The sequence below is a fragment of the Paraperibacillus esterisolvens genome (assembly GCF_046237625.1).
Taxonomy (GTDB): Bacteria; Bacillota; Bacilli; order Bacillales; family DSM-1321; genus Paraperibacillus; species Paraperibacillus esterisolvens.
On the sequence record NZ_CP143545.1, the window covers coordinates 3,150,385 to 3,173,123 of the forward strand.

General features: G+C 40.7%; 24 protein-coding genes, 1 tRNA gene and 1 pseudogene. 4 read left to right on the forward strand and 22 right to left on the reverse strand.

Going from position 1 to position 22,739, the window contains the following annotated elements; translation table 11 throughout:
* Nucleotides 1-85: 85 nt before the first annotated feature.
* Together V1501_RS15950 and V1501_RS15955 are read right to left on the reverse strand one after the other, a co-directional pair.
* A complete protein-coding gene (locus V1501_RS15950; RefSeq protein WP_409289635.1) occupies nucleotides 86-988 on the reverse strand; it encodes a hypothetical protein in 903 nt (300 codons plus the stop codon).
* A gap of 411 nt (nucleotides 989-1,399) precedes the next feature.
* Nucleotides 1,400-1,690 (reverse strand): hypothetical protein, encoded by a 291-nt coding sequence (locus V1501_RS15955; protein ID WP_409289637.1) that lies wholly within the window; start codon nucleotides 1,688-1,690, stop codon nucleotides 1,400-1,402.
* 774 nt (nucleotides 1,691-2,464) lie between these two features.
* Between V1501_RS15955 and V1501_RS15960 the strand changes: the two genes are divergently transcribed.
* Nucleotides 2,465-3,043 carry a recombinase family protein gene (locus V1501_RS15960; protein WP_409289639.1) on the forward strand — a complete coding sequence of 193 codons (579 nt, stop codon included), beginning with the start codon at nucleotides 2,465-2,467 and terminating at the stop codon, nucleotides 3,041-3,043.
* 201 nt (nucleotides 3,044-3,244) lie between these two features.
* Here the strand turns inward: V1501_RS15960 and V1501_RS15965 are convergent, their stop codons facing one another.
* The 3 genes from V1501_RS15965 to V1501_RS15975 form a co-directional block, all read right to left on the reverse strand.
* The gene (locus V1501_RS15965) at nucleotides 3,245-3,967 is read right to left on the reverse strand and encodes a hypothetical protein (RefSeq protein ID WP_409289641.1); all 723 of its coding nucleotides are present in this window, start codon (nucleotides 3,965-3,967) and stop codon (nucleotides 3,245-3,247) included.
* 1 nt (nucleotide 3,968) lies between these two features.
* Nucleotides 3,969-4,385, reverse strand: a complete 417-nt coding sequence (locus tag V1501_RS15970; protein WP_409289643.1) for a hypothetical protein — start codon at nucleotides 4,383-4,385, stop codon at nucleotides 3,969-3,971.
* 120 nt (nucleotides 4,386-4,505) lie between these two features.
* Nucleotides 4,506-5,225 (reverse strand): hypothetical protein, encoded by a 720-nt coding sequence (locus V1501_RS15975; protein ID WP_409289644.1) that lies wholly within the window; start codon nucleotides 5,223-5,225, stop codon nucleotides 4,506-4,508.
* 124 nt (nucleotides 5,226-5,349) lie between these two features.
* On the opposite strand from V1501_RS15975, the gene V1501_RS15980 reads away from it, so the two are divergent.
* A complete protein-coding gene (locus V1501_RS15980) occupies nucleotides 5,350-5,799 on the forward strand; it encodes a very short patch repair endonuclease (protein ID WP_409289646.1) in 450 nt (149 codons plus the stop codon).
* 30 nt (nucleotides 5,800-5,829) lie between these two features.
* Here the strand turns inward: V1501_RS15980 and V1501_RS15985 are convergent, their stop codons facing one another.
* Nucleotides 5,830-6,834 carry a TIR domain-containing protein gene (locus V1501_RS15985; protein WP_409289647.1) on the reverse strand — a complete coding sequence of 335 codons (1,005 nt, stop codon included), beginning with the start codon at nucleotides 6,832-6,834 and terminating at the stop codon, nucleotides 5,830-5,832.
* 146 nt (nucleotides 6,835-6,980) lie between these two features.
* Between V1501_RS15985 and V1501_RS15990 the strand changes: the two genes are divergently transcribed.
* Complete coding sequence (locus V1501_RS15990) at nucleotides 6,981-7,778, forward strand: BglII/BstYI family type II restriction endonuclease (RefSeq protein ID WP_409289649.1); 798 nt, start codon at nucleotides 6,981-6,983, stop codon at nucleotides 7,776-7,778.
* Between the two features lie 453 nt (nucleotides 7,779-8,231).
* On the opposite strand, the pseudogene dcm reads toward V1501_RS15990, so the two are convergent.
* A pseudogene (gene dcm, locus V1501_RS15995) lies at nucleotides 8,232-9,464 on the reverse strand (DNA (cytosine-5-)-methyltransferase); the annotation flags it as partial.
* A gap of 113 nt (nucleotides 9,465-9,577) precedes the next feature.
* Between dcm and V1501_RS16000 the strand changes: the two are divergent.
* Nucleotides 9,578-10,213, forward strand: coding sequence for a BglII/BstYI family type II restriction endonuclease (locus tag V1501_RS16000; RefSeq protein ID WP_409289651.1), 636 nt, complete (start codon nucleotides 9,578-9,580; stop codon nucleotides 10,211-10,213).
* A gap of 60 nt (nucleotides 10,214-10,273) precedes the next feature.
* On the opposite strand, the gene V1501_RS16005 is transcribed toward V1501_RS16000, so the two are convergent.
* From V1501_RS16005 to V1501_RS16075, 15 genes are all read right to left on the reverse strand, one after another.
* Nucleotides 10,274-10,636 carry a hypothetical protein gene (locus V1501_RS16005; RefSeq protein WP_409289653.1) on the reverse strand — a complete coding sequence of 121 codons (363 nt, stop codon included), beginning with the start codon at nucleotides 10,634-10,636 and terminating at the stop codon, nucleotides 10,274-10,276.
* A 675-nt stretch (nucleotides 10,637-11,311) separates the two neighbouring features.
* Nucleotides 11,312-11,506 (reverse strand): hypothetical protein, encoded by a 195-nt coding sequence (locus tag V1501_RS16010; RefSeq protein ID WP_409289654.1) that lies wholly within the window; start codon nucleotides 11,504-11,506, stop codon nucleotides 11,312-11,314.
* Nucleotides 11,507-11,521: 15 nt separating this feature from the next.
* A complete protein-coding gene (locus tag V1501_RS16015) occupies nucleotides 11,522-12,565 on the reverse strand; it encodes a tyrosine-type recombinase/integrase (RefSeq protein WP_409289656.1) in 1,044 nt (347 codons plus the stop codon).
* A gap of 179 nt (nucleotides 12,566-12,744) precedes the next feature.
* A tRNA-Arg gene (locus V1501_RS16020) sits at nucleotides 12,745-12,818 on the reverse strand.
* A gap of 447 nt (nucleotides 12,819-13,265) precedes the next feature.
* Nucleotides 13,266-13,775 carry a metallophosphoesterase gene (locus V1501_RS16025; RefSeq protein WP_409293409.1) on the reverse strand — a complete coding sequence of 170 codons (510 nt, stop codon included), beginning with the start codon at nucleotides 13,773-13,775 and terminating at the stop codon, nucleotides 13,266-13,268.
* Between the two features lie 2 nt (nucleotides 13,776-13,777).
* Nucleotides 13,778-14,383 carry an XTP/dITP diphosphatase gene (locus V1501_RS16030; RefSeq protein ID WP_409289657.1) on the reverse strand — a complete coding sequence of 202 codons (606 nt, stop codon included), beginning with the start codon at nucleotides 14,381-14,383 and terminating at the stop codon, nucleotides 13,778-13,780.
* Nucleotides 14,384-14,390: 7 nt separating this feature from the next.
* Nucleotides 14,391-15,134 carry a ribonuclease PH gene (rph, locus tag V1501_RS16035; RefSeq protein WP_409289659.1) on the reverse strand — a complete coding sequence of 248 codons (744 nt, stop codon included), beginning with the start codon at nucleotides 15,132-15,134 and terminating at the stop codon, nucleotides 14,391-14,393.
* 110 nt (nucleotides 15,135-15,244) lie between these two features.
* Nucleotides 15,245-16,306, reverse strand: coding sequence for a GerMN domain-containing protein (locus V1501_RS16040; RefSeq protein ID WP_409289661.1), 1,062 nt, complete (start codon nucleotides 16,304-16,306; stop codon nucleotides 15,245-15,247).
* A 156-nt stretch (nucleotides 16,307-16,462) separates the two neighbouring features.
* Complete coding sequence (gene racE, locus V1501_RS16045) at nucleotides 16,463-17,263, reverse strand: glutamate racemase (protein ID WP_409289662.1); 801 nt, start codon at nucleotides 17,261-17,263, stop codon at nucleotides 16,463-16,465.
* Nucleotides 17,264-17,273: 10 nt separating this feature from the next.
* Nucleotides 17,274-17,723 (reverse strand): MarR family winged helix-turn-helix transcriptional regulator, encoded by a 450-nt coding sequence (locus V1501_RS16050; protein WP_409289663.1) that lies wholly within the window; start codon nucleotides 17,721-17,723, stop codon nucleotides 17,274-17,276.
* A gap of 661 nt (nucleotides 17,724-18,384) precedes the next feature.
* Complete coding sequence (locus V1501_RS16055; protein WP_026693730.1) at nucleotides 18,385-18,609, reverse strand: helix-turn-helix domain-containing protein; 225 nt, start codon at nucleotides 18,607-18,609, stop codon at nucleotides 18,385-18,387.
* A gap of 177 nt (nucleotides 18,610-18,786) precedes the next feature.
* The gene (locus V1501_RS16060; protein ID WP_409289665.1) at nucleotides 18,787-19,251 is read right to left on the reverse strand and encodes an acyl-CoA thioesterase; all 465 of its coding nucleotides are present in this window, start codon (nucleotides 19,249-19,251) and stop codon (nucleotides 18,787-18,789) included.
* Nucleotides 19,252-19,500: 249 nt separating this feature from the next.
* A complete protein-coding gene (sdhB, locus tag V1501_RS16065; RefSeq protein WP_409289667.1) occupies nucleotides 19,501-20,259 on the reverse strand; it encodes a succinate dehydrogenase iron-sulfur subunit in 759 nt (252 codons plus the stop codon).
* A 3-nt stretch (nucleotides 20,260-20,262) separates the two neighbouring features.
* Nucleotides 20,263-22,020, reverse strand: coding sequence for a succinate dehydrogenase flavoprotein subunit (sdhA, locus tag V1501_RS16070; RefSeq protein ID WP_409289669.1), 1,758 nt, complete (start codon nucleotides 22,018-22,020; stop codon nucleotides 20,263-20,265).
* 75 nt (nucleotides 22,021-22,095) lie between these two features.
* Nucleotides 22,096-22,704: a succinate dehydrogenase cytochrome b558 subunit gene (locus V1501_RS16075; RefSeq protein WP_409289671.1), complete on the reverse strand. Its 609-nt coding sequence runs from the start codon at nucleotides 22,702-22,704 to the stop codon at nucleotides 22,096-22,098.
* Nucleotides 22,705-22,739: the final 35 nt, after the last annotated feature.

Here is a 22,739-nt window from a genome sequence, read left to right on the forward strand (position 1 = left end):
TAAATGGACCACTTATTTTTCCGGCACCCGTTTACCTAAGAGTAAATAGCATAGATATCGAATCTGTTTACATACTGTGCATAGTTCACTTCTGTTTAGATTCTAATAGCTTTGCTTTAGCCAAACTAAAGTCACCCATCAGGGCCGGAGTAGGGGCTTTTGGAGATTGCCACACTAAAGAAGGATTGACCATAATTGTTGTACAGGAACCAGTAAGGCGGATACTAAAGATGAATTCATCCCCAATCCTTAATCTTAGAAGTTTCTGTTTCAAGTTTCTGTAATCTCCCTCTCCCAGAAGTTCTGCTGCTTGTTTTAGGCCGAGTGGCTTACACCGAGTAAAATCTATTTCATCCCTATTCAAGCAAAAGACATTATGAAACTTATTAACATAGGGCAACATTCTAAAAATAATACACAGGGATTTTGCCTCGTTTTCTTCATAAAGCTTTTGGATGGTTAAGTCAAAAGTCTTAATTGTATTCTTAGAAGAAGTACCTTTGCTAATAGGAGACCCTTTAAAGCAAAGTTTACTATTCCAGAGTACTCCACCCTCTAACTCTTTGATGTATTCAGAGAAAAGTAGCTTGGTGTAAAACTCATTAAAGCGTGACTTATTCTTGATTTTGACTTTCTTTCTTATCAATTCCTTGGTCATTGGCAAGTTATTTCTAGTCATTAACCGTCCCTCATAATTCACAAAACTTCCCAGGTACATTATGTGGACCTTCTCGGCATCGCTAAAATTATTGGTATTAAATAGGTGTCTCACTCCCTCTTCAATATGCAGAGTAAACGAACCCCCTATTAGTTCATTGAAGTACTTTAGTTCTTGTCTTACCTCAACTTTCTTACGGTACATTTCCGCCTGCCTTATAGGAACCATCTTATATCCTTCTTTTGGGATAAAAGCTGTTTCAACTATTTCACCTGTTTCAGGTATAACCACATTTTTCAGCAAAATGGGTTTGCTTGAAGGCTTTAGCATGCTAATCCTCTTCCCTTCCGTTACACTTTTTTAATTTTTTTTGCAGGGGGAAGTGTAGCTTCATAAAGCCGTAGCAAAACAGGGGGTGATTTTTGTACCCTTTTTAGCCTTTTAGGGGTGATTTTTGTATCTGCCCCAGATGGTCCAAACCTATGGGCTACATGGCCCTATCACCGATTACCATAGTTTCGTCCCTCTATATCTAGTCAAGGAATGTCCTCCATATAGCTAAACCCTATAAGGGCTGCAGCCCTTTATAAACCCGCCTAATACTAAAAGCTGTACGGCATAAATGCCTACACCTTTTACATATTAGAAATCACAAGACCTTAGTTATTTGCTATTGCAAGAAGGTTGTGATGGGTGGACTGCGAAGCTGGCCACAAGCCGAAGGCTTTTTATTTGGTTGTATCAGTAAAAACTGCTTGGCAGTAATTTCTTCCCTCCTACTTCAAATAATTTCAACTCGTGTATGGATTTCCTAACGGTCTGTTCAGATACTCCACATATGTCTGAAATCTGTTTTAAAGTGGGCCGTGGATTATTGCCGTTCAACATTAAGTGTTGTGCAGCAATTAGAACTGTAAAATTTGTGGGCTTTAGTGTACTAACCCATCTGCAATCAAAAGCCTCTGTTAATAAATATTCAAGAGTACCTCCAGCAGCTACTTCATCGAATATGCAATCCTCTCTAGTAGTCATTTCATCACCACCTATCTTTTTTAGTGAAGAGGAAATCCCTGTTTCACTTCAATAACGGTAGGGAATGTTTTTTCTGACATACAGAAAGGAATTTACAACATAAATTTATAAATGGTAAAATATAGTAAATTTACTGAAGGGGGAGAACCTTTTGATAGGGTTATGCTGTGGTTCATGTCATGTAGAATTAGAAGATTCAGATGAGGTAATACTAGATGAATTTAACGTAGTAAGGCACAGTGAGTGCTTTTCATTACCAACGGATTTAATTCAAGATGAAGACATACTTAAGCATATTAAGCAGCGATATGATTTTTTTCATGACTTAATTATTCAGTAGAGATTATGAGTAAAACATTGCCCCACTGCCTAAAACAGCAGGGGCATTTTTTTCTTGTCAAAATCATTCCAGTGTAGCTTAGCCAGGAATGTTTTTTAGGTGTGCTATTACCCTTGAATTTATTTAACAAGATTAAATCAGAGGTATAGTGGATACCCCATTATATGAAGGAAAAGGGCATGCTAAAAAATAATTGAGTACACAAGAACACTTGATTACCAAGGGTTCAATCAATCCAGCATAGGGCACCCTGCCTTATTAGCGTTAGTAATCTCTATTTATCAAGGTTAAAGGTTGTACAGAAGTTGTAAGTTTTGGACACACGTCAAAACAGATTAAATATATACATATTAAGGCCTTGTTTCAGTCTAAAAGTTAGTCTAAAATAAAGTGTACAGAAGATATTAGACTTTTAGACAAGGGGTAATAAAAATATGAATAAATTAGTCGGGTATGCCCGGGTTTCATCTCCTGGGCAAGACTTAACCTTGCAACTGGAGAAGCTGCAAGGTTATGGCTGTGAACGTATTTTTCAAGAAAAGCAAAGTGGGTTTAAGTCTGATAGAGAACAACTGGCTGCAGCATTGGATTACTTAAGAGAAGGTGACAAGCTAGTTGTATATAAAATTGATAGGCTAGCACGTTCCACTTTTGATTTACATAAAATAGCACGAGAACTTTCTAATAGGGGTATCGGACTTGTATTTATTAAGGAACAGATTGACTTTACAACGCCAGCCGGAAAGCTAATGTTTACAATGATTGGTGCTATTGCAGAATTTGAACGTGATTTGATTAAGGAGAGAACTTCAGAAGGTCGAGAAAAGGCTAAAGCCCAAGGTAAGCATATGGGACGTAAAGGAAAGGAGGAAAAGATGATTAAAAAGGCCTTGTTGATGTATCAACAAAGGGAAACTAACGGGCTAAGTGTTAATGATATTGTAAAGGCAACTGGAATTCCGAGGTCTACTCTTTATGCTAAGGCGAGAGAGAAAGCAACATTTATTGAATAACTGGAGTTTTACTGCGGTATAGCCCCTGAAAACTTTTTTATGCCCTTATTTTGTAACTCAATTTTATACGATTATCCCCTCCCCCCACCTGGGGGATAGGGGGGGGGTTTTTATGGAAATAGCCTTCCAACAAAATTTTTATTATTTTTTGGAGGTTCATTTCTAAGTTTTTAAGGTGATTTGTTGCAAGAGGTTTATTATTCAATGGTTAATTATAGTACGAGTTAATTCTGTTGTTAATTTTTTTCTAAGAGTTGAATAGTTTTCATAAATAATAATATTTTTTGAACTTAAATCAAACGGAATATTATTATCAGACTTTGATATTAAAATAGTGGGTTTATCCAAAGCATGTGCTATTCCTAATTCGTAATATACATTTGGATTCCGGCCATCTAAATTAGCAATAATTAACCTAGCTTGAGATATTCTCCGAAGAATATGCGGCAATATGTCTCCTGATATATATTCCTCATCACTTCGTGAACACTTTAATCCTACACTTTCACAGATTGATTTTAATTCTTTATATACTGTCATTTCCGCCTCGATAAATGACGTTAGTACGAATACACTTTTTTTATCAACTATTAAATCATCTTTAGATAAACCATGGTTAAGTAAAAAGTTTGATGTCAGCGTAGTGTTTGCATTGATATTAGAAGAATTTATAGAAGTTTCGTTCCCACTTAGTACAAGGTGATTTGAGTCAGCCCATCTAAGCGGGTCTGCAGCAAGCTTCTTATTTATTTCATACATTTGAGATTCATAATAATTTCTCATTTCACTATATTGCATTTGCTGTCTCTCATTTTCTATTCTTCTCTTATTGTTATAAGTAATAAACAAGATAACTATTGTTACAATAGACAATATTATTGTAGTTGTAGTGGCTACAAAAAATAGCATATCCTTTATTTCCATGTCACATCACCTCATATAACTTAGAATATGCATATACTAAAGCCCAAAGACATATTCCGTAATTTATTCCTAAAAAAATAGTAAATTGAATCCATTTTTGACTATCCATTTTTTTACTGGAGGTTCTCCAAAATGCGATAACAAAAGTTGTTATTATAATATAAATAAACAACGTAATATAACTCGCGTTCAAATCCATTTTTTCAGCTAGGTTGCTGGTACTTTGTGCTGTTGCTGCCACAGCATTTGAAAACTTAATTGAATAAGAAATGATAAATGCCATACTTGCAAACATCACATCCACAGGTAACTCGGCTATTGCAGATAAAACAGATGGCTTGTTAACTTCCCTATTTATGTATAGTTTAAGAAAAAAAGATAATAAGAGGAGTGCAATAGGAAGTTTAAATTCACTCATGATTATTCACCTTCTATAATAAAATCATTAATTAAACACTATGTTAGATTTTACTATACCTATCTAATTTTTCCAATAAGGTAATAAGTGATATTCACGCATGTATTCGGCGGATTTTACTCATAATATTTCCATCATTTTGGATTTACTTATAATTTCTGAAAGGTAAGTTGAATTATCGTTAAATCTAAAAGCCCCCCAGGCGTTTCCAACATTACCCAGGCCACCAGAATCATATCCCAAAACTTGAACAGCCTTTAATTTTTCTATTGTGCTTTCGAGTTCAAATGTATCTATTCCTAAGTCAGAGAATTGTTCATCCATACTTACTCTAAAACTCCGCTTTACTACTTGAGGATTATAAAATTTTTTGTAGATTTTAAAGAAATGACTTATATCAATATTATTCATTATCTTTAAAGCATTCACAATAGTTGTGTCTTTGTATTGAATATCGTCCAGGCCTAGTAAAATTGTTCCAGCAAAATAACCTAGTATTGCCGAACACTTCGTCGATTTAGCTTCAATTGCTGAGTCAACAGTTTCAGCTATAAAGTCTAAATTCATTTCCTTACTTAGGTAATTTTCTATTTTTCTAATATATTGTTCATTCACATTGTCACTATCCACCATATTTGCAAACCCTTTTAAAAAGGATTTAAACTTTCGCAGCCGGGCTATATTTAATGTTGAAATTGTAATCTTTAGAGGGAGTACAATGTCACCCAAGGTATCTGTATAATCTTTATAAGGGTTAAGAAGTTCATCAATTTTATTGTCCAGGACTGCTGCATTTCTAACTAAATTTGTTACTAATTGAATTGAATTTTCCTCAGCCATTAAAGAACCCTCCGTATTTTATTTAGGTATTATACCTAAAGGAACCGTCTTATCCAAAGACCTAATGTTATTATCACTTAAAATATTGGGTAATGTACAGTACAGTTTAAAGGAGGATTAAGTTATGCGGGAAAAACTTATAACTACTGAACAGAGAAGCAAAATAATGGGGTCTATTCGAGGAAAAGGGACAAAACTAGAGGATAAGGTTAATAAAGCTTTGTGGGCCAAAGGGATAAGATTTCGAAAAAATGTTAAAGGACTATATGGAACACCAGATATAGCTATTAAAAAATATAAAGTAGTTATTTTTATTGACTCATGCTTCTGGCACGCCTGTGAGATTCATGGTAATAAGCCTAAGCAAAATGTGGACTTTTGGAAGAAGAAACTTGAAAGAAATGTAGAAAGGGATTTGGCAGTAACTACTTATTATAAAGAAAATGGCTGGAATGTCTTAAGAGTATGGGAACACCAACTAAAGAAAAACAATTTTGATGAAACAATTAATTCCATATATGATTTTATTTTAGATGCAAAGAAGAACATATTAAAAGGGGAGATACCAGGATAAATGGCCTCCCCAAGGGTTTTGAGTTATGAGTTATGACTTCTTAACATACCATGCCCCCCTATTTCTTTGGTTCCTGTCTCTAGCAGGAGAAAAGTCGGGCACCATTTCCATTTTCTTCTTGTTAACTCCGTCTGAGATTTCAGAAATAAAAAGTTCATTTTTTTCAACTAGAATCATTAATTCACCTAAATACTTATTATGAATTAATTCGATGTGTTCAGATATTTCGCTATTGTCGGCATCCCCAGAATTAAGATTGTCCAAAATTCTTCTGTATTGAATTTCTACATTTCTCATACTTCTTCGGATTCTGTTTAAGTTAACACTCATTTCATCTATTTCCCTTGTGGAAGAGATTAAAGGGGTTAAATAGGACATTGCCTGTTTTAGCTGTTCTCTAAAATACTCTGGTGGTATTAAATCCCCAGGAGAATTTAATAAGCGGTATTGTGACCGCGACAAATCCAACACTTCCTCAAATACTTCAACAGGATAATTATCTTTTTCTGATTCCGTTGCTTTGTCCTCAACTTCCCCTTTCTTGGTTTCATAGTATTCTTTAATGATTTTATCTAAATCTCCCTTAAGGGACTCCCAGGCCATGTCAAAAATGGAATTTAGTCTAGTCTCTTCTAATGCATTTTCACCACATGCTATATTAATACTATGCATTAATTGCCTAACTTCTTCCTTTTCATAAGTAGTGGATTGAAATTGTCTCAATGGACCCTGCACTTCAGATTTTTTCAAATCCAATAAAAAAGGAGATACAAAGCTATCGTTAACTGATTTAGAAATTGCCCCAGCTTCAAAATTCACCCAAGGGGCATCTTGATTTTCTTTTGTAATACAGATAATTCCATAAGAACATGTTTCAAGTTCCTTTGCAATATCGCTACCCCACCTAGTACCTTTATTTATATCAGCAGATGATACATAAGCTGAAACTGATTGTATTACCAGTGGAAGCCACCCTCTTAAAGCAAGTGCTACATTGTGGCTAAGGCTACCTGACCAACTTAAAAAAACTCTCATTGTTACCTCCCCATTCAGTTTCCATTCTTTGAAAAAACAGTAATATATACCAAAATAATAAAGAATTATTAAATCTTTATCAACATATTATTTTCTCAATGATATAATGTATTCGCCCAGGACAACTCATAGAAAGGTGTTGCAAAGTGACAACAATTTCAACCTTAGCAAAGGCAGTTAATTGGAAAAAGGGCACTTCTGTTAAGCTTCATATAGCTGAAGAAACATCTTACAGAAATGCAGATATATTTCTAAATGCTAATCCCCATATTAAATCTCAAATAACCAATTCACTTAATGCTAGATTTTCAAACTTGAAACTATCATATGATATGGTTATGTCTAGAGGTGTACCTAAATACAGCAAGCGACTGTCTGCAACACCACTAAACACATCAATGCGAGAAAAGTTGAAATCCACATTTCCTGGTTTGAAGTATGAAGTTACGTTTGAAGAGGGTGTATTTTATAATCTAGAAGATAAGGGTAGGAAAAAGGGATTTGATTTCGCCCTATATGATGATACTTTTAATTTAATTAACTTTCGAAATCTCTGTTTTGGCAGACGTTCAATCTATCAAGGCTTAGCTAGATGGGATGCCGTATTAAAAGAACGTTCTTCGTGGAATATCTTAGCAACAAGTCTCTCCTTACCCAATCCTTCCCTTGAAGGAAATGATATGGTAAACAAAAAAAATCACCCTATTATCCTTGGGGAGATTCAATTTGGAAACTGGGCTTTGCTGTCTTATGACCTGATAAAAGCTATTAACATTGAACAATTCGTGGACATAGACGTATTCATATACATAACGGCCACTGGTAACCTCGCTGAATGTATTAGTTCAGGCACCGTTAACTATGCATTATCTCTAAAGACTATTGAAGAACTAAAAAATATAATAAAAGTTCCTATCTGGCTTATTGGATTAGACTTCAAATAAGCACTTCCCCTTAAGAAAAAAGAAAAAGCACCCCATAAAATACGGGATGCAGTGGAAAGTCTTCAGTTAAACCGAAAGCATTTCATATGTTATTTTTGTTCCTTCTGAAACTACTTTTAAGTCCAGGCTGTTCAGTCTACCTCTTCTAAACCTTTGTGGTGAGTACATAGAAACTGCAGCCCCATTTTTCTTTCCTTTTGGTCTGACTTTCCTATAACTTCTCCTGGATGTCTTCGTTTTAATCTTACGAGTAAAACCAACGGGAACTTTTGGGTTTACCTTCTCTTCTCTTTTATTCTTTGGTAAGACTTTAATCTCTGCCCCAGCTTCCAGCCGGTCGGATTCGGAAATAAATGAATTCTTTTTCAAAGTCTCTATTTCTTCAGCCTGCATAAGTATTTTTTCTTCTAAGACTTTGATTCTATCAATATATTTTTGTTCAACAGTAGTTGCTTCGTAAGAGTACAATTCATTAATTTTTTTTCCCATCTTTTCAATCAACCCAACTACCAAGGCGTTTCCCATACAGAAGTATCGGGCCTTATCTGGCATTCCTTGAGTCCAATTAGCAGGAAAATCGTTTAGTAATTCACACTCTATAGGTGTTAAGATTCTTAACCTGCCTGTATCCGGGTCTCTCACCACATGGGTACTTCTATTTTTGGTTCCCTCACTTGTAAGCATAGTACGTGCAGGGACGTCTAATTCATCTGGAAAACTCATCCCGCCTTCAGCGTATGTATATACATGGCCATCAGCTGATGTTCGTTTTTCTTTTTTCGCATTTTTCATGTAAGTAAACATTTCCAGTGTTGTCTTGCCATTCTTACCTACTTCGTTTTCATTAAGATAGTACCGTTCATCCACCGGACCATGTTCCCTTGCTTCCATAAGGATTTGGCCAAGTGTCTTAGCCGGCACTTTTTGTGGAATTACCTCTTCAGTGTAATATATTCCATTTCTCATGACACCTGAGTTTCTAAAGGTAGCACTGAAGTTTTTTGATACTTCTAATATATCTTTGGGTAATTCATCTTGCGAAGCACTATGTTTTAGAGAAGTGCCATCAATCGGAAATTGAGAGACAAAGAAACCTGAGTAATGTATTATTTCTTGATGTGAATGGTTTTCAAGCTTATTAGCCAAATAAGTATTGTCACGATAAGCGAAAATAAATATCCGCCTTCTCTTTTGTGCAAATCCGTAATCCGCAGCGTTAATAACTCTCCATTCAACGCAGTATCCAGCATCTCTAAAACTGGCTAGCATAATTCCAAAATCTCTTCCTCGTTGTTTTGCGGGAGTTTTTAATAGTCTATCCACATTCTCCAACAGCACAAAAGTAGGTTTTCTTTTCTTAACTATAGACATAATTTCCCAAAACAAGACACCCTTTTTGCCTTCAATGCCTGATTCCCCAGATAATGACCTTGCGACTGAGTAATCCTGACATGGGAATCCTCCTACTAGTAAGTCATGCTTAGGTACTGATTCTTTTGCCACAGCTATATCTTCATTAGAGTGTATTCCTCTATTTTTAAAGTTATTAGAATAACATTCAAATGCATGTTGAACTTTTTTGGACGGTTCCCACTGGTTACCCCAAACTACTTTAAAACCTTCCGTTCTTTCTAGGCCTAATCTAAATCCGCCTACTCCGGCAAACAATTCTACTACATCAATCATAGTTGTGTACTTCCTTTCCTCTTCGGAACATGTATTCTATTATAATATAAATAAATGTATAATTTAAGTATATAATACTGGAATAGCCCCTTAAAATTTCCCTTTGAAGGGAGGTGATACAATTGGATTACAAAATACATTCGCATAGAAATGCCCTAACTATTTTAGAAAATGAACCTGAGTATAGGGAAACCTGGGCTGAGATACAACATATCTTGTACCACTTGTCAGATGAACGAATTATAGAATGTTATCAGAACTTCTTTGGTGAAAAGAATAAGAGTTTATCTACAAGCATTAATAGGTTGCTAAAAGAAGACTTTGAAGCATTCGGATGGAATACAGAAAGTCCTATCTTCCAAGAACCCCAGTATAAAGATATCAAAGGAGATTACTGGCGTTTAGATATGGCTAAAGACAACATATCCATTGAAGTTGCCTTCAATCACTCTACTGTAATCGCCTGGAACTTACTTAAACCAGTTCTTGCCAGTGAGTTAAATCATGTTCAAAAAGCTATCCAGACTAAATTGGGTGTTATTATTACAGCAACCCAAAGTTTAAAGGTAGCAGGGAACTACGATGGGGCCATTGGGACTTTCGAGAAATTTTTAGACCACCTAAGGCCGATGATGAATCAGTTAAGTGTACCACTACTTATAATTGGGCTTGAAGCCCCGGCCACTTTTAAGCTTGTTGAAAGAAAAGTTGGTAACAGAAAACTTGGCCTAATTCAGCCGCTTGTATAACCTTAATTCGGAGGATGACTGCTAAGTATTAGCGGCCATCCCCCTAATAGATTATTCCTTTTATGTTTTTTTATAGGCTTTCAATTCTTCAATTGGACAAGTTTCCCTTTTTCCAAATTGATAATTCAATAACTCATTTCTAAAAAACACTCTGGATTCATCTTTATCCTTTTCCCATAAGAAGTGTATATAAATATATTCTTCCAAATCTTGCTTTACAGTCATATCTCCCCATCTAATCCAGAAATTTTTTATTTCTTCCTCAATTAACTTTGAGAATGGTTTAGGGAACTTCTTCTTCTCCACATATTTCTTCAGGTATATATTAAATTGTTCTGTATCTTTTACGGTAAATTCAACAAACTCAAAAATAATCTGAGATAACAAATCTTCTGTTTTCGACTCGAAATTTTCGTCCATCATTTTTCTCCTATCTATTAATAAATCTTCCTAAGATATATTGACACGGACTTCTTTAGCCATCATGGGTTGAGTGGAAAGGAAAACGGCTGGACACTGGTGTCTACCTACAAAGTTTTTAAAAAAGACGATGTAAGTAGTAGTTAACTGTGATTTAGCACAACATGGTGTATCGGGCTAAGGTATCCGTTTGTATCACCCCTATTGTTACTGGAATTTCTTCCAAACAAGTCTACTGTTACAAGTAGCCCTCACAGTTTCACTGTTCCACGCTTTACAGCTTTGGCTTTTTCAACATTTAATTCCCCTTCTGCTTTTTAGCAGAATTAAGAAAAGATACAGTTACTTATGACTCGTCCTACACGCCCTTAAGCGTCTACCCTTCCTAACGTCAGCACTATAGTAGCTTTCACTTTTCAGATACAGAACGGAATAGGGACCGTTTAGCGTATCCTAGTCTTAGTTATTGCAGCGGCTAAGACATAACCTTATCAAGTTTATTTTCACTACGTGTTATTTGGCATCCACGTAGGGTAAATCCGTTCTAAAAAAGGCATTGCTTAACAAGCCTTGCACAATCATAATTTTTTCGATAAAATCATGGTAACAAGAATGGGTTTACCTATTCAGTTATAGTCAGTTTTGGTCACGTGCTGCGAACACGTGGCTTTTTTCTTTTTATCGGCAGTGCTTTTCAGCTATTACTCTATTATTCAACTCTTTCTTCCACACCATCAGTGCGGCTTTATATTCTTCGGAGAAGGTACCAGCAATTCTGTTCTTGACACTAGTCACTTCCACAACCCTCGCTGTATACCAGTGAATTGCTTCAATAGTAGACATTTTATTGATATCTGGTAAATCAAAAGTCATTTCATTACCTCCCAGTCACATATGCCTTTTCATGTACTTCCTAACCGGAGAAAACTTATTATGCTGTTCTTTAATATGCATCCCGTCCATCTGTACATATTTTCTAGTAGTAGTTATGTTAGAATGGTCCACAATTTTCTGTAAGGTAAACAAATCTCCCCCGTTCAAAATATAATTCCTTATGAAGGTGTGCCTAAACCGGTGGGGATGGACTTTAGGAATACCTAGTGCCACGCCCACTTTATGCAACCTTCTGCGAAAAGTACTGGCATTTAATGGTTCACCATAGGAGTTCATAAACAGCGTTTCATGGGTTCCAAAGTAGCCTACACATTCATCATGCAGCTTCCTTAATTCCCGCATTACTTCTCTGCTTACCGGAACATGACGCCCCTTTCTGTTTTTATTGGTTTCTGATGGAATAAATACGGATGATTCTTTAAAGTCGACGTTAGCAGTCTTAATTGAAACTGCTTCTGTAATTCTCATGCCAGTATCAAGCAATAAAAGAACCATTATCTTATCACGCCATTCCCCGTAATTCCTTTCCTTAAAGTAGTTCAAAATCAGAGAAACTTCCTTATCAGAAAAGCCTTTTACCTCTTCTTCAGAATCTTGTTTTAGAGGCTTAATATTTTTCATAGGGTTTTCTGGGATAATCCCTTCTTCAAACCAAAATTTACACATAGTACGTAAAGTGCGTAAACGGATATTAATTGTGTTTATAGATAGCCCGGTGGACCTTTCCCGTTTATCATCACCAGCATAAGCTTTTTTTGTTTTCATATAAGTGATGTACTGTCTAATAGTAGCGGCAGATAAATTGCTTACATTATCAAATGTAGTCTCGGCCGCTGAGAGAAAATCCGTTAGGTATTTAACATGCTGCCTGTAATCACTTAAAGTTCTCTGCCTAACTCCTTCAGCTACCTTTGCCCTCAGAAAGATGTCTAACGCCTCTTCTAAAGAGTACATAATCCATTGGGTATCATCTGGCTTACTAGACACTTTCCGTTCTTTTAACGGCATTCCACGCTTGATTATGAACGGCCTTGTCACAATAAAAAAAGCACCCCCAAACAATTGGAATTTAATAGTGAAACTTAATTCACTGTTTCCAACGTTCAGGAGTGCCTTTATCCTACGTACAATTTACGGACTTTATCGGTTAAACCGAAATAAAAAAGCCTGATATAAAACGGATAAACCGTAGTATAACAGGCTTTTTTATACTGTAGCGTCCCAGGAGAGATTCGAACTCCCGACCGACGGCTTAGAAGGCCGTTGCTCTATCCAGCTGAGCTACTGGGACATATAAAGTATAGGTGGTGCTATAAGTCTTGCATGTGTTACCGTCGCCCCTGCCTCAGAAAGCTGTGCAAGTTGCGGTTCGGCATGTGCGCTGATGCGTCCCTTCCGAGGCTTACTCGTCCGTGCTCTATCCAGCTGAGCTACTGGGACATATAAAGTATAGGTGGTGCTATGAGTCTGACGTGTGTTACCGTCGCCCCTGCCTCAGAAAGCTGTGCAAGTTGCGGCTTGGCATGCGCGCTTGTATTGTGGTGCCTTATTTCCTCTGTCTCTGCCTAAGCACACCGTTTACACTGCTGGGACATCTTAAGCATTATGGGTAATTTTTCTTCCCATTTCTTGAGGACATTTTTTATTATAGTGCCATAGCATTTAAAAGTCAACTGTATTTAATAAAAAAACCGGGGAGATTTTTACGGGCGGTCTCCCTGGTTTATTATACATAGTTTTACTCGAATTGATAAGTGTTAGTTAGAAATTCCAGTGGATTTCCTTCCAGATTGTAGAATTGTACCTTCACTGTGGTGGTGCCGGCTTCGAGGACGGCATAAGTTTTTTCTTTGATGCCCTTGGGCAGGCGGATGCTGCCTGGGTTAATATAGAGCCTGCCTTCGATCATTTCAGATCCGGCCAGGTGCGAGTGGCCGAAGCATATGATTCCTGCATCCTCTTCCTCTGCTTTATAGATCAGGCTGTCCACGGTCATTTTCACGTTATAAAGATGGCCGTGTGTGATGAAGAATTTGAAGCCTCCATGCTCTTTCGTGATGCTGTTTGGATATCCTTCAGTGAAGTCGCAGTTCCCCTTGACCATCAGGAAGCCTGCCGCCGCTGCCTCTCCTGGATCGAGCTCGGAATCGCCGCAGTGGATGAACAGGTCACTGTCTGCATGCCTTCCCTTAAGCATTTGAAGTTCGTCTGAAAGGCCGTGGCTGTCACTGACAATGAGCGCCTTCAACATCATTTTTCACCTGCCAGGAACTCGTCGAGGACCGTTTCTAGCTTTTTGAGGGCATGAGCCCTGTGGCTGATTTTATTCTTTTCTGAAGCCGAGAGCTCGGCCATCGTTTTCCCGTATTCATCAGCCAGAAAAATCGGATCATACCCGAACCCGTTTTCTCCTCTGGGTTCCCTGATAATTTTCCCTTCACATGTACCGAAGACCGTGATGGTTTCCCGGTTCGGGGATGCGAGTGCAAGTGCGCAGCAGAAGCGTGCATTCCGCTCCTCATCCGGAACCTCCCGAAGCTCGTCCAGCACTTTCTCAAGATTTGCAAGATCATTCTTTTCTTCCCCTGCATATCTGGCGGAATAGACCCCTGGACGGCCGTCAAGCGCATCCACTTCCAGGCCAGAGTCATCGGCTACCACAAAATGGCCGGCCTCCCGGGCAATGGCCTCTGCCTTAATGATAGCATTCTCCTCAAATGTCGAGCCTGTTTCCTCCACATCCGGTGCATCGGGAATATCGAGAAGTGTAAGGACCTTATATCCTTTCGAGCCAAACAGGCTTTCAAATTCCTTGGCTTTGCCCCTGTTCTTCGTTGCAATCAAAACTGTTTTCAAAACAACTTCACCCTTTACCAATTTTACCGGCGATTTCTCCGAGGGCCTCCTTCTGGATCTGGATAAGCTGCTGAATGCCTTCGCTTGAGACAGAAAGGATTTCCTGCAGCTGGCTGTATGTGAAGGTTGCCTCTTCACCGGTTCCCTGTAATTCGACAAACTCTCCGCTTCCGGTCATGATGACATTCATATCGACAGAAGCCTGTGAGTCTTCTTTATAATTCAAGTCTAACACAACATTTCCATCGCCGATAATGCCGGCGCTTGTTGCGGCCAGGAAGTCTTTGACCGGGAATTTGGCAAGCTTTTTCTCCTGCTGGACTTTATGGATGGCTATCGCCATGGCTGTAAATGCCCCGGTGATGGAAGCAGTTCTTGTTCCGCCATCCGCCTGGATGACATCACAGTCTATCCAGATGGTGCGCTCGCCGAGTTCCTCGAGCCTGACGACAGCGCGCAGGGCCCTGCCAATCAGCCTCTGGATTTCCATTGTCCGGCCGGTGACCTTCCCTTTTGAAGATTCTCTGATTGTCCTTTGTTCGGTTGCCCGCGGAAGCATGGAATATTCAGCGTTAATCCAGCCTTTTCCCTGGTTCCGCATGAATGGCGGGACCCGCTCCTCCACGGTGGCAGAGCAGATAACCTTAGTCCCGCCCACCTCGATCAAAACGGAGCCCTCAGGGTGGATGATATAATTTAATTCCATATGTACAGGGCGTAATTCATTATTCCGCCTTCCATCTATTCTCAAAATGATGATACCTCCTGGTTTTATTGCAGATGCAGTTCAATAAAATGAAGAGGCGGAACATGGCCCGCCTCCTGTTTTCTTTCCCTATTTAGTATATCAAAAAAACCATTTTAAAAACTGCCCGTATTGACTTTTTCCGGCCTGGTTACAGGGGCGGTGATTTCTTTCCCTTCCTCAGTGGTCAGCTTTTCCTTGCCATCCACCATGATCTGTACGCTTTTGATGTCCTTCTGCTCGGTCAACGATAGGACGAGAGAATCAAGGAGGTAGCTTGAGACCTGATTATCCTTCTTGCTGCTAAGGACCGCTTTATTGAAATTCAGGGTGACTTTTCCTTCTTCCACCTTCGGGGCTTCCAGCAGGGCGATTTCAGGGTCAAAGTCAGTCAGGAGTTTGGATGTGAAAGCAGGACCTTTAACGAGCTCATTGACTGCAGCCGTGACCGCGTCCCCGCTTGCTCCCGATATCCGTTTTGTCACCGGTACATAGTAATAATCCTCTTTTTCTCCGCCCAGATAATAGACTGTAACAGGCTTGGAATTGAAGATATCAGTAACACCCGAGGTATCGATATTAATGCCTGCAGACCTGGTAAGATACTTGGTGACAGGGGTGTGGTTGACTGGCATTTCAGTAAGCTCTTTGCCATTCAGCTTGAGGGAAACCTTCTTGATAGAGTCGAATTGCGTCAGTGTCCATGTGATAGACTGAAGGATCCTGTTTTCGTCAGCTGCCTTATATTCCTTGAATTCCTTTGAAAAGTCGACCGTGGCCACTCCATCCTTTACATCCAGGTCTATCTTGGTATCGGCCGGGAGGACTGCCCTGAACCCGTTGGGCAATAGCTCCTGGACTGGTCCACCCTCCACCAGGTATTCAAGAGCCTGTTTGGCTACACCTTCGGAAGCAGGGAGAACCAGGGTCTGGGGAACTACATAACCATTTTTATCGAACAGATACAGCTCCGTCTTTATATCTGCCTTTGCTTCTTTAGCTTCTTTAGCCTCTTTAGATTTGTCTTTTTCTTTTAATTCGGAAGCATCTTTCAAGTAAGTCAGATCCTGCGGTTCGTCGATTTTCTTATCTTCCCCGCCGAACAGCCCGCAGCCTGAGAGCATGATAGTAGAAGCAAGAACCGTATATGCGATTGCCGTTTTTGTTTTCCTGGACATTTTTATCCCTCCAAAGACAGTTTGTACTACAATTTATACGAGCCCCGCATAAAAAATAGACCCCTGCTATAAAAAAATATTGGACAGACTGCAGAAAAGCACGGAAAACAAAAAAAGCCTGTCCCTTAAAGCATGACGTGCATGCCAGGGAAAGGCCTAATACTCTAGTTTTACAGTTTCAACATGTTCTATTTCCCGCTCCAGCCACTCTGAGGCAATGTCCTGGAAAATTTCCTTGGATCCTGTTGTATAAAATTCGTAATGCGGCGGTTCGGTGCTTTTATTCATCTGGCCATTGAAGTGCAGGATCACACTTGCTTCGCTGGCTGTCTCTTCGCCAGAGGAGATCACCTCGACGCCTTTTCCCATATAGCTGCTGATGACCGGTCCAAGGAGCGGATAATGTGTACACCCAAGGATAAGGGTGTCCAGCTTCTTTGACTTTAGCGGCCGCAGCGTCTCGGCGACTACCTTTTTAGCGATCGGGCTCTTGAAGGCGCCGCTCTCCACGATGGATACAAATTTGGGGCAGGCCAGGCTCTCCACCCGAGTAAGTGGATTAATATTTTTCAGTGCCGTTTCATATGCCCCGCTCTTGACAGTCCCGACTGTGCCGAGCACGCCGATATGCAGGTTGCGTGTCAGCTTAAGTGCTGCCCTCGCTCCGGGATAAATGACACCCAGTACAGGGATGGGAAGCTCATTTCTGATTTCATCCAGCACAGCTGCGGTTGCAGTATTGCAGGCAATGATCAGCATCTTGATATTGCGCTTGAGCAGAAATCTTGTCATCTGCCATGTGAATAATTTCACTTCTTCCATCGGCCGCGGCCCGTATGGACATCGAGCCGTGTCACCCAGATAAATTATATTTTCATGCGGCAGCTGTCTCATTACTTCCCGGGCAACGGTCAAACCGCCGAGACCGGAATCGATGATTCCAATTGCTTGTTTCAATGCACTCGCCTCATTCATGCTTCATTTCTTGGTGTAATTTGCTTAAGCTTGTTTTTAAGAGCTCAACTTCCTGTCCGGTAAACTTTTCAAATATGTTTTGCAGGTATTGCTGGCGCTTGATAATGACTTCATCAATGATTTTCTTGCCTTCTTCAAGGAGATGAATCCTGACCACCCTGCGGTCATTCGTATCCTTGACCCGCATGACCAGCCGGTTTTTTTCCATCCTGTCAACCAGGTCAGTCGTTGTGCTGCAGGCAAGGAATAACTTATTTGAGAGATCTCCTATAGTCATGTCTCCTTCTTCAAGCAGCCATTGAAGCGCATAGAACTGGGGAAGAGTGATGGGATAATGGCTTAAAATATCCCTGCCCTTCTGCTTGATAATAGCGGAGATATACCTTAGATCTTTTTCTATATCAACCACCAATGCCGGATTGGCTTCTTTTTCAACCTTCATCTTCTACAGCTCCATCCTGGGACCTTAAAATTATTGTTCTGCTATTCCATTATTGTGAATCAAAAAGACTTAAATTTCAAGGCATTTAAATGGATTTGCGTTTTCAACAGGCTCTCCTCACATTCCTGGCGGCTGTTGAACGAGAAAGTGGATTTCCGCTGCAGGCACTCCACCTGCGCGGGGCGGGCGGTGAGAGGCGGAAAGCGGTGCCTGCCAATTAAATAAGACTTATTTATAGCCAATGTTCAGTTAAAACTATCCAAATTAAGGCAGGGTGAGATTCGAAGAAGATTTGCTGATTGGCGAGCGATTGCTGCGACAGCAGCTTAGTCGCACTTATACCGAAAGCCTTGCATAAGACGAGCCAGCTATGGGAAGTGCTCTTTCTTCCCATAGCCGGCTTGGCCTATGGCTCGAGGGTTTCAGCTTGAAACTGGGCTCAGGAGTCTAGCTCCTGCAGCGGAAGTCCACTAGCTTAATAATTTAATCACCCCGCAGCTTCATAAAAAAAACAACAATCTTTTAGGAAAAAATCATTAAAAAAATAAGCAGAAAAGCCTGGACCGCCAGGAGCTTTTCCTGCGGAACTTGCTTCACTGCTTTTTCTAACTGTATCAATAAGTGACAAGCCAAGAGGCAGACAGCCAGATGGGATGTATAGCTACAGCTTTAATTCACCCATACGCAAGAGCTCAACTACAGCTTGAGACCGCCCCTTGACGCCAAGCTTCTGCATTGCGTTTGAAATATGGTTTCTTACCGTTTTCTCACTGATGAATAACTCACCTGCGATCTCTTTTGTCGTTTTATCCTGCACTAACAACTCGAATACTTCTCTTTCTCGTTTGGTGAGCAATGGCTTATGAGTATATTCGTTCTCCTTCAAGTATGGTAACCCTCCTTGCCTTTACCAGCTATCACCTAGGAATGGGTATATATTTAGTCAAGATATCTTATGTACCGAGTATATAGGAAGTGACTGGATATAAGGAAGAAGACATTAAAAAAAATGAATTAATCTAATCTATGAAAGCTGGATGAACATTAACCCGAAAAAGTGGAATTACCTTAAGCTGAACACTTCTTCACGAAGCTTCTGCCTGTCCTCTTCTGTCCAGGGAAACGGCTTTCCCGTCTGCCGGGATATCTGTACGACAGCCCCCCTTCCGGTAAATACGGTTGTGCCATCTTCCCGTGCTCCCCGGTAATGGATGTCCACAGAAGCCTTTCCGACAGAATGTGTCTTTACCTGGATGCTTAGTTTTTCCCCGAAATAAGCCTGTGTGAGGAAATCACATTGGAGGTCGGCGACTACCGGAATCAAGCCGAAATCCGGATCAAGCCATTTATTCATAAAGCCGGCCGCCTTGAGATATTCAATGCGCGCTTCTTCAAAATATGTAAATGGAACGGTATTATTCAGATGGCCGAACATATCGGTTTCTGAAAATCGGATGGAAACATCATGCGAAAAATGAAAAGAACGGCTCCATTCCTCCAAGTTATCAATATACGTAATACGGGGCATCTTTTCTCCCTCCTAAAAATGAATGGGTATTCATTCATTTTACAGGATGAAACAGGATTTTAGAAGCAGAATGATCAATCTTTTTTTATGCTTTGTGAGGAATAATTAAGCCGCAATTTTAGCGGAAATCAACTTTCTTGTCTAAACGGGACAATATATCCGAAAACAGCTTATTTATGACAGTCCCGGCATCCCTTCCATCCCAATAAAAAAAGCCCCCTCGCGGCTAAGCGGGGGACCTTCTGTTTCTTACTGGTCACTTCCGAAGAAATTGCGGAAGGATTGGATAGTTGTGTCTCTGTTAAGCGCTGCGATGGAGGTTGTGAGCGGGATACCCTTAGGGCAGGATTCCACACAGTTCTGTGACATCCCGCAGCTAGCGAGTCCGCCGTCTCCCATAATGGCATTCAGGCGCTCCGGGGCATTCATTTCCCCAGTAGGATGCGCATTGAAAAGTCTTACCTGTGATAATGGAGCAGGACCGATATAATCGGAACTGCTGTTCACATTCGGACACGCTTCCAGGCAGACGCCGCACGTCATACATTTCGAAAGCTCATATGCCCATTGGCGCTTTCTTTCCGGCATGCGCGGCCCTGGGCCTAGATCGTAAGTTCCATCGATTGGAATCCAGGCTTTTACTTTTTTCAATGAATCAAACATCCTGCTTCTGTCCACCTGAAGGTCACGGACAACCGGGAATGTCCTCATCGGTTCAAGGCGGATCGGCTGTTCAAGCTGGTCGACAAGCGCCGTACAGGACTGGCGGGGCTTGCCGTTAATGATCATGGAGCAGGCTCCGCACACTTCCTCGAGACAGTTCATATCCCAGGTGATCGGAGTCGTTTTTTCTCCCTTTACATTAACCGGATTCCTCCGGATTTCCATTAAAGCAGAAATGACGTTCATATTCGGGCGATAAGGAAGTTCGAATTCCTCCTGATAAGGGGCTGATTCAGTTTGATCCTGGCGGGTGATTATAAAACGGACTGTTTTGTTCTCAGCCATGCCTTAACTCTCCTTTTTCTTTGAATAGTCTCTTTTCCTTGGCTTAATGAGCGACACATCGATGTCTTCATAATAAAGTTCAGGAGCAGAGCTGGAATCTGTAAATCTGGCCATGGTCGTTTTCATGAATTCGTCATCATTTCGTTCCGGGAAATCTGGCTTGAAGTGGGCTCCGCGGCTTTCATTGCGGTTATAGGCACCAAGCGTGATGACCCTTGCAAGCTGAAGCATGTTTTGCAGCTGGCGGGTGAAGGATGCACCCTGGTTGCTCCATCTTGCTGTATCATTGATATTGATATTTTTATAGCGTTCCAGGAGCTCCTGTATTTTAGCGTCTGTTTCAAGGAGCTTGTCATTGTAGCGTACTACTGTAACATTGTCAGTCATCCACTCGCCGAGTTCCTTGTGGATCACATACGCATTTTCTGTTCCGTTCATAGACATGATTGAACTCCATTTTTCTTCTTCCTGTTTGACATGGCTGTCAAATACAGTTGAAGAAATATCATCAGAGCCCTTTGCAAGTCCTTTCACATACTTCAATGCATTAGGTCCTGCAACCATGCCGCCATAGATGGCAGACAAAAGGGAGTTTGCACCAAGCCTGTTGGCACCATGCTGTGAGTAATCACATTCACCGGCAGCAAACAGTCCTGGAATGTTTGTCATTTGATCATAATCGACCCATAGTCCGCCCATTGAGTAGTGGACAGCCGGGAAGATTTTCATAGGCACTTTCCTTGGATCTTCTCCCATGAATTTCTCATAGATTTCGATAATGCCGCCAAGCTTGATATCAAGCTCTTTTGCATCTTTATGCGAAAGATCAAGGTATACCATGTTTTCGCCATTAACACCAAGCTTCTGATTCACGCAGACATCGAAGATTTCACGTGTTGCGATATCACGCGGTACCAGGTTTCCATAGGCAGGATATTTTTCCTCAAGGAAGTACCATGGCTTGCCGTCTTTATATGTCCATACCCGTCCGCCTTCACCGCGGGCAGATTCACTCATCAAGCGGAGCTTATCGTCGCCTGGAAGGGCTGTAGGGTGAATCTGGATAAATTCTCCATTTGAATAGATTGCTCCCTGCTGGTATACGATGGAAGCAGCTGATCCGGTGTTGATGATGGAGTTAGTGGATTTTCCAAAGATAATCCCAGGTCCGCCGGTTGCCATGATGACAGCATCCGCAGAGAATGACCTGATTTCCATCGTCTTAAGATCCTGGCCGGTGATGCCGCGGCAGATGCCTTCGTCATCGATCACTGCACCAAGGAATTCCCAGCCCTCATATTTTGTGACAAGGCCGGCTACTTCATAGCGGCGCACCTGCTCATCAAGAGCATACAGCAGCTGCTGTCCGGTCGTCGCGCCGGCAAAGGCTGTACGGTGATGCTGCGTACCGCCGAAGCGGCGGAAGTCAAGCAGTCCTTCCGGAGTACGATTGAACATGACACCCATACGGTCGAACATATGGATGATGGATGGAGCAGCTTCACACATCGCCTTTACCGGTGGCTGGTTTGCAAGGAAGTCCCCTCCATAGATGGTATCATCGAAGTGGATATAAGGAGAATCGCCTTCCCCCTTTGTATTGACTGCCCCGTTTATGCCGCCCTGGGCACAAACTGAATGGGAACGCTTAACCGGAACCACTGAAAAGAGTTCTGCTTTATAGCCTTGTTCAGCAATTTTTATAGTAGCCATCAAGCCGGCGAGACCGCCGCCGACTACAATGATTTTTCCATTACTCAAGTCTGTCACTCCTTTTCAATTTCAAAGCATGAATGATGCTTTGAATAACCCTGTCCTTATCAATCTTTAACTCTATTAAATGAAAGCAAGAATCGCACTGATTCCTACATAAGAAAGGGCCACAAAAATCACCATAGTCACATAGGTTGTGATTCTCTGAGCACGAGGTGAGATGGTTAATCCCCATGTTACAAGGAATGTCCAAAGTCCATTTGCGAAGTGGAATGTCGTGGAGACAATACCCGCAATATAGAAAGCAACCATAAATGGATTGTCAAGAATATTGGTCATCATCTCGAAGTTTACTTCGGCACCTCTTGCTGCAGCAATACGAGTTTCCCAGATATGCCAAGTTACGAAGATCAATGTCACGATGCCTGTCAAGCGCTGAAGCATGAACATCCAATTGCGGAAATAGCTGTAACGGCCAACATTATTTTTAGCAGTAAATGCTATATAAATTCCATAAATTGCATGGTATGCTAGAGGAAGGAAAATAATGAACACTTCCAGGAAAATCCTAAATGGTAGGCCTCCCATAAAATTTGCCGCTTTGTTAAATGATTCAACCCCATTTGTTGCATAGTGGTTTACCACTAAGTGCTGAATGATAAAGATACCAAGCGGAATGACCCCTAGTAACGAATGCAGCCTTCGATTGGCAAACTCCCGATTTCCTGCCATAAACTTGTTATACCCCCTTGAGATTTGGCTGAACT

Bases quoted from the DNA above. Each gene is read 5' to 3' on its own strand.
- V1501_RS15960 (WP_409289639.1), top strand. From the start codon at position 2,465: ATGAATAAATTAGTCGGGTATGCCCGGGTTTCATCTCCTGGGCAAGAC.
- V1501_RS16075 (WP_409289671.1), bottom strand. From the start codon at position 22,704: ATGGCAGGAAATCGGGAGTTTGCCAATCGAAGGCTGCATTCGTTACTA.
- V1501_RS16005 (WP_409289653.1), bottom strand. From the start codon at position 10,636: ATGATGGACGAAAATTTCGAGTCGAAAACAGAAGATTTGTTATCTCAG.
- V1501_RS16050 (WP_409289663.1), bottom strand. From the start codon at position 17,723: ATGAAGGTTGAAAAAGAAGCCAATCCGGCATTGGTGGTTGATATAGAA.
- sdhB (WP_409289667.1), bottom strand. From the start codon at position 20,259: ATGGCTGAGAACAAAACAGTCCGTTTTATAATCACCCGCCAGGATCAA.
- V1501_RS15970 (WP_409289643.1), bottom strand. From the start codon at position 4,385: ATGAGTGAATTTAAACTTCCTATTGCACTCCTCTTATTATCTTTTTTT.
- V1501_RS15980 (WP_409289646.1), top strand. From the start codon at position 5,350: ATGCGGGAAAAACTTATAACTACTGAACAGAGAAGCAAAATAATGGGG.
- V1501_RS15950 (WP_409289635.1), bottom strand. From the start codon at position 988: ATGCTAAAGCCTTCAAGCAAACCCATTTTGCTGAAAAATGTGGTTATA.
- V1501_RS16040 (WP_409289661.1), bottom strand. From the start codon at position 16,306: ATGTCCAGGAAAACAAAAACGGCAATCGCATATACGGTTCTTGCTTCT.
- V1501_RS16060 (WP_409289665.1), bottom strand. From the start codon at position 19,251: ATGCCCCGTATTACGTATATTGATAACTTGGAGGAATGGAGCCGTTCT.
- V1501_RS16010 (WP_409289654.1), bottom strand. From the start codon at position 11,506: ATGACTTTTGATTTACCAGATATCAATAAAATGTCTACTATTGAAGCA.
- V1501_RS15955 (WP_409289637.1), bottom strand. From the start codon at position 1,690: ATGACTACTAGAGAGGATTGCATATTCGATGAAGTAGCTGCTGGAGGT.
- V1501_RS15965 (WP_409289641.1), bottom strand. From the start codon at position 3,967: ATGGAAATAAAGGATATGCTATTTTTTGTAGCCACTACAACTACAATA.
- V1501_RS15975 (WP_409289644.1), bottom strand. From the start codon at position 5,225: ATGGCTGAGGAAAATTCAATTCAATTAGTAACAAATTTAGTTAGAAAT.
- V1501_RS15985 (WP_409289647.1), bottom strand. From the start codon at position 6,834: ATGAGAGTTTTTTTAAGTTGGTCAGGTAGCCTTAGCCACAATGTAGCA.